The organism is Neobacillus cucumis, from assembly GCF_002860255.1.
Lineage (GTDB): Bacteria > Bacillota > Bacilli > Bacillales > Cytobacillaceae > Neobacillus > Neobacillus cucumis_A.
In genome coordinates this window covers 1-6,221 of the sequence record NZ_PGVE01000092.1, presented here as the reverse complement: position 1 = coordinate 6,221, position 6,221 = coordinate 1, and the positions used below count along the sequence as shown (strand labels likewise).

The 6,221-nt window shown below is 39.5% G+C and carries 5 protein-coding genes, 1 rRNA gene and 1 other annotated feature; of the genes, 1 reads left to right on the top strand and 5 read right to left on the bottom strand.

The window, feature by feature from the left end:
* Nucleotides 1–97: 97 nt before the first annotated feature.
* Nucleotides 98–312, bottom strand: a binding site (T-box leader).
* Nucleotides 313–365: 53 nt separating this feature from the next.
* From pdxT to guaB, 4 genes are all read right to left on the bottom strand, one after another.
* Complete coding sequence (pdxT, locus tag CVD27_RS24740; RefSeq protein WP_101651460.1) at nt 366–956, bottom strand: pyridoxal 5'-phosphate synthase glutaminase subunit PdxT; 591 nt, start codon at nt 954–956, stop codon at nt 366–368.
* 1 nt (nt 957) lies between these two features.
* Nucleotides 958–1,839 (bottom strand): pyridoxal 5'-phosphate synthase lyase subunit PdxS, encoded by an 882-nt coding sequence (gene pdxS, locus CVD27_RS24735; protein WP_101651458.1) that lies wholly within the window; start codon nt 1,837–1,839, stop codon nt 958–960.
* 173 nt (nt 1,840–2,012) lie between these two features.
* Nucleotides 2,013–3,329, bottom strand: coding sequence for a serine hydrolase (locus tag CVD27_RS24730; protein WP_180960434.1), 1,317 nt, complete (start codon nt 3,327–3,329; stop codon nt 2,013–2,015).
* A 220-nt stretch (nt 3,330–3,549) separates the two neighbouring features.
* Complete coding sequence (guaB, locus tag CVD27_RS24725) at nt 3,550–5,013, bottom strand: IMP dehydrogenase (protein ID WP_101651454.1); 1,464 nt, start codon at nt 5,011–5,013, stop codon at nt 3,550–3,552.
* 182 nt (nt 5,014–5,195) lie between these two features.
* Here guaB and CVD27_RS24720 point away from each other — a divergent pair, with 182 nt between their 5' ends.
* Nucleotides 5,196–6,062, top strand: a complete 867-nt coding sequence (locus CVD27_RS24720) for a YaaC family protein (protein WP_374703107.1) — start codon at nt 5,196–5,198, stop codon at nt 6,060–6,062.
* Nucleotides 6,063–6,102: 40 nt separating this feature from the next.
* Here CVD27_RS24720 and rrf read toward each other — a convergent pair.
* A 5S ribosomal RNA gene (gene rrf, locus CVD27_RS24715) occupies nt 6,103–6,219 on the bottom strand.
* Nucleotides 6,220–6,221 lie beyond the last annotated feature (2 nt).

Below are 6,221 nucleotides of genomic sequence, written 5' to 3'. Positions count from 1 at the left end.
TGAGGACAGGTCTAGATGGTTCCCTCTGACTTTTGTCTTCAAGAGCCTTTCACCCGGTTTTTGCCCCCAATAACAAAACAAAAACTCCCGCCCCAAATACAGGGACGAGAGTTAGTCGCGATACCACCCTGGTTAACAGAATGAACTGTTCACCTCAAAAATGTAACGGTTTTACCGAAAGTACTTACTTACCAAAAGGTGTTCTGTACCTTGCTCGAGGAGGGATTCGCAAGGGTCACCCACCGGTTCTCACCAGCCACCGGCTCTCTTAGGAGTGAGGTTCTTGTTACTAGTTCCTCTCATTGCTTTTTTCATTATTGATTTGTTTTATAATTTACTATAATTATGAACCAAATGCAACCAGATTAAACCAAATGTTTTGTTTTTGATTCCTTTACCATTTCAACGAAGTAAGCCGTAATGGCATGATTTTCCGTTAATTCAGGATGGAAAGAACATCCGAGAAATTGCCCTTCACGTGCGGCGACGATGCGGTCATTATGCTTGGACAAAATTTCAACATTCTCTCCTGCCTCAACAATGTGCGGCGCACGGATGAACACTGCCGGAAAGCAATCTGCTACATCCTTAATCGCGAGGTCAGCCTCAAAGCTGTCTACTTGGCGGCCAAATGAGTTACGTTCCACCTTGATGTCCATTACACCGATGTGTGACTCATCGTAACCAACGAGTTCTTTTGCTAAAAGAATAAGACCGGCACAAGTACCAAACATGGGTTTCCCTGAGCGGGCAAACTCCTTAAGGGCGTCCATAAAATCATACTTATCAATTAAGCGTCTTATTGCCGTGCTTTCACCGCCAGGAAGAATGAGGCCATCAAGATCCTCCAATTCCTCTTTGCGCTTGACTGCAACTGCCTCTACACCACATTCCTCTAATGAATTAATATGTTCACGGACAGCCCCTTGCAAAGCGAGTACGCCTATTTTAATCATTTTACCATCCACGCTCCTGCATGCGAGCTTCTGGTGCTAGTGATGAAATTTCAATCCCTTTCATAGGTGTTCCAAGATCCTTTGAAAGTTCAGCGATTAATTTATAATCTTGATAATGTGTAGTTGCTTCAACAATTGCCCTTGCAAATTTAGCTGGGTTCTCTGATTTAAAGATACCAGAACCAACGAATACCCCATCAGCCCCTAATTGCATCATTAACGCAGCATCTGCAGGTGTTGCTACACCACCAGCAGCGAAGTTAACTACAGGAAGGCGGCCAAGGTTTTTAATTTCAAGTAATAATTCATATGGCGCACCAAGCAGCTTTGCTTCAGTCATTAATTCATCTTCGTTCATTCCAACAACTTTGCGAACTTGAGCATTCACCTTACGGATGTGGCGGACTGCTTCTACGATGTTTCCTGTTCCAGGTTCACCTTTTGTACGAAGCATGGATGCACCTTCGCCAATACGGCGGGCAGCTTCACCAAGGTCGCGGCAGCCGCACACAAATGGGACTGTATAGTCTTTTTTGTTTAAATGGTATTCTTCATCTGCGGGAGTTAAAACTTCGCTCTCATCGATATAATCGACGCCCATAGCTTCAAGTACTCGTGCTTCCACGATATGTCCAATTCTTGCTTTTGCCATAACAGGGATAGAAACAGCATTTAGTACCTCTTCAACAATTCTTGGGTCCGCCATTCTTGCTACACCGCCAGCTGCGCGGATATCAGAAGGTACACGTTCCAATGCCATGACTGCTACTGCACCGGCTTCCTCTGCGATTTTTGCCTGCTCAGCGTTAATTACGTCCATAATAACGCCGCCCTTTTGCATTTCAGCCATACCACGTTTTACAAGATCCGTACCAGTTTTCATAAAAAAATCCCCCTTTATTTTAATTTTGAGAAAAATAAAATCATATTTTTGGAAAAATCCAATTCAAAATATCGGAATTATTTTACCATAAAAACATTAAAGCAACAAAAAAGGATTCCTGTCAAGACAAGAATCCTTTTTACATTTATTCCCTCATATTTGCACTTTTCTAATTAAAACCAACCTTTTACAGTTACACCAATTCCATGGAAAACATCACCAAAGAAATTACCGATGCCGCGCATCATCAAGACGAACCAATTAGCCTTTTCAACATTCTCTGCAGCTACAACATCTACTTGTGCTTTCTTTTGTCCCTCAGGTGTTAAGAAGCTAACCTTCTCGCCATTCTTTGGTTTTAGAGTAACATAACCTACCGTCTCACCTTTTTTAATTGGTGCGGTTAATTGTCCCTTATTGTTGACTTTCTTTTTGTCTAATACGAGAACTGGTTCATAATTTTTCTCTTCTCCGTTAAGAACGATCATATTAATGGCTGATTTCGTATAAATCTTTACTTGGTCCTCTTTTCCTTTAAGAACTGGCAACGTCTTGTGTCCTTTAACTTGGTAGTTTTTTGGAACAAGTTTGACATTCGTATAATTACTAAATGCATAGTCCAGCATTTTTCGAGTTTCCTCAAAACGGGCTTTATAACCACCTTGTTGTCCGCTGGCATCCTTTGCATTTTGGACGACCGTAATAAATCGTTTTCCATCACGGCTGGCTGTTCCGGTAAAACAGTAGCCTGCAAAATCAGTTGTTCCTGTTTTTAACCCGTCCATCCCTTGGTAACCATAATCTAGTGATGGCAGCATCCAGTTCCAGTTAATCATATTAATTTGATCGTCTGTTCCTTCACGGAAGACCTTCTTTGGAGTGCTGGCTGTTTTTAAAACATCAGGGAAATCATTAATTAAATGAAATGCCAGTTTGGCAACAGCCCTAGATGACATGACGTTCTCATCCTCTGCACCTGTTCCTTGCGGCTGTAAACCTTTGTAATCACGATTATTTAAACCTGTTGAATTAACAAATTTATAATCCTTTAACCCTAAGGCCTTTGCTTTATCATTCATCATTTTTACAAAGTTTGTTTCTGAACCGCCCATAATCTCTGCAAGGGCAATGGTTGCTGCGTTAGCAGAGTAGATTGCCATAGCTTCATATAACTCTCTTACTTTATAGGTTCCATCTGCACGTAACGGCACGTTAGAAAGGTCACGGCGCTGTGAGATTTTGTATACAAGGTCACTAACCCTGTACTCTTGATCCCATTTCACTTTTCCTTTTTTTACTGAATCAAGCAGGATATACTCAGTCATCATTTTAGTCATACTAGCAATTCCTAGTACACTATCAGCATTTTTTTCATATAAAACCTTTCCTGTCTTACCGTCTACTAAAATGGCTCCATCTGCATTCACATTTAAAGCTGCTTCTGCATGTGCCTTATTTACCCCAGCAAATACGCTAAAAAACATAATCATTGCCAATGCACTGGCAACATATTTTTGATAAAGATGTTTGTTCACTATTACACGCCCTCCAAGGAATTTATACACTTTGAATATTTTAACATACCTGCCTAGTAAATCATAGAATGAGCATCGAACCATTCTTTGGCATCTGATTAAAATCCCCTTAAAATTTAATAGGAAATTTTTCATAATAAAAACAGAGAGGTACAACCTCTCTGTTTTAGAAAATCTATAGTGAATAATTGGGTGCTTCTTTGGTAATTTGAACATCGTGTGGATGACTTTCTTTCAGACCAGCACCTGTCATCTTAATAAATTGTGCTTTTGTTCTTAAATCATGAAGATCCTTTGTCCCGCAATAGCCCATACCTGAACGTATACCGCCAATAAGCTGGTAAATCGTCTCAGCTAATGGTCCCTTATATGGAATCCGCCCTTCAATTCCTTCTGGAACAAACTTTTTATTATCCTCTTGGAAATATCGATCCTTTGATCCCTTTTCCATTGCTGCCACAGAACCCATTCCACGGTAAACCTTAAAGCGGCGTCCTTGGAAAATTTCCGTTTCACCAGGACTCTCTGATACACCTGCCAATAAGCTTCCAAGCATTACTGCATTTCCGCCTGCAGCTAAGGCCTTTACAATATCTCCGGAATATTTAATACCGCCATCAGCGATAATCGTTTTTCCATGTTTCATCGCTTCTGTTGCACAATCGTAGACAGCAGTAATTTGTGGTACTCCAACACCTGCTACAACCCTTGTAGTACAGATGGAACCAGGTCCAATTCCTACCTTTACAACATCAGCACCAGCCTCAATTAAATCCCTTGTTGCTTCTGCAGTAGCGACATTTCCTGCAATAATAGTCAGGTCTGGAAAGGCATTTCTGATTTCCCTAACTGTATTTAGTACCCCTTTTGAATGTCCGTGGGCAGTATCGATAACAATAGCGTCAACATTTGCTGCTACTAATGCCTCTACTCGCTTCATAGTATCCTTAGTTACCCCAACAGCTGCACCTGCCAATAGACGTCCCTGTTTGTCTTTTGCAGAGTTAGGAAATTCAATAACTTTTTCAATGTCTTTAATTGTAATTAAACCTTTTAATACTCCATCTTCATTTACAAGCGGCAACTTTTCAATCTTATGCTTTTGAAGAATTTGTTCAGCTTCTTTTAAAGTTGTCCCAACTGGGGCTGTAACAAGATTTTCCTTCGTCATTACATCAGAAATTTTAAATGAATAATCTTGGATAAAACGAAGATCACGGTTAGTAATGATACCAATTAGCTTCTGGTCCTCTAAGTTATTCACAATCGGAACACCCGAAATGCGATACTTACCCATCAAATGCTCCGCATCATATACTTGGTGGTCAGGGGTTAGGAAAAATGGATCTGTTATAACGCCACTTTCAGACCGCTTAACCTTTTCTACCTGTTCTGCCTGCTGTTCAATTGTCATATTCTTGTGGATGATTCCTAGGCCGCCTTGACGAGCAATAGAAATAGCCATTTCTGATTCTGTAACTGTGTCCATACCGGCACTAATAATCGGAATATTGAGCTTTACACTTGACGATAATTCTGCTTGCAGGTTCACATCTTTTGGCAGTACCTCTGATTTACCCGGAATTAATAAAACATCATCAAATGTTAGACCTTCTTTTGCAAATTTATTTTCCCACATTTTTAACAGCCCTCCAGAACAAAAAATATTATTTGTAGGTTATCAATTGGATAAACTACTGTCAAGGAATAAATACTTTATTGATTTTTCTGAAAAAGGTGAGCTACTTGGTTACTTCGTACAAAAATTGGAAAAGCTTCTCTTGTTTTTTTTCAGCAGAATACTGCCAAAGATATTTGAAAATGTGTTACCAAAAGCGAAATATTGATAACCCTGAGCAAAAAAGTTATGAAAATGGTTATGCCTTTCTCTATTATCTCGAACATGGGCAAATATATTATGATCAGGCAGAAAATTCTCCGTTAATCTTAAAACCGATTTTACTTTTTTATGGACTTGTCCATTTAATTAAAGCCTGTATTTTAACTATAGATCCTTCCTATCCTGAGACAACTGCTGTATTAGCCCATGGCGTTTCAACAAGAAAAAGAAAAAAGCAAAACTATCTTTTCTTTCATGATGAAGTTAAATTTCAAAAAAATGGACTTTTTCCCTTTATGTCGGAAAAAATGTTCCACATGAAACAATTGGAAGGGGAAAAAATCATTATGGAGGAATTACTGCAGCTTATACCGGAACTTGATGATTTATTTTTTATTATGGAAGGGAAAAGGACATTTGCTAAATTATCGGAGCATAACAATGAACTAGTCATACCAGAGTTTGTATTAGATAACTTTCATATGACAGAGAGTCGGTTTAAAGAGTTTCTTTCTTCAAAGTTTAAAAATAGTGTGGAATTTTCTAATGAGGAGCTTTCCTTTAAAAGAAATAAGGACGTTCTTTCAGGAATGTCCCCGTTATTTTATAACCTAGAGGAGGACCTGTTCACCATACCACTTAATAAAGGGAATTTTATTAACTTTCCAGAGCTGCTTGTTCATTATCTATTATTGTATAACCTAAGTATGATTGCCCGGTATGAAACTGAATGGTGGAGTGAGCTAACGAAGATGATGCCAAACCGTGATTATCCATTTATTCAATCCTTTATAGAGATTACAATGAAAAAAGGGCCATTTTTGATTTATCAGTTTCTTATGGACTAAAACACAAAAAGGACAATCCTCTCGGATTGTCCTTTTACATGCCTGGCAACGTCCTACTCTCACAGGGGCGCTTGCCCCAACTACCATCGGCGCTGAGAAGCTTAACTTCCGTGTTCGGTATGGGAACGGGTGTGACCTTCTCGCCATAATTGCCAGACT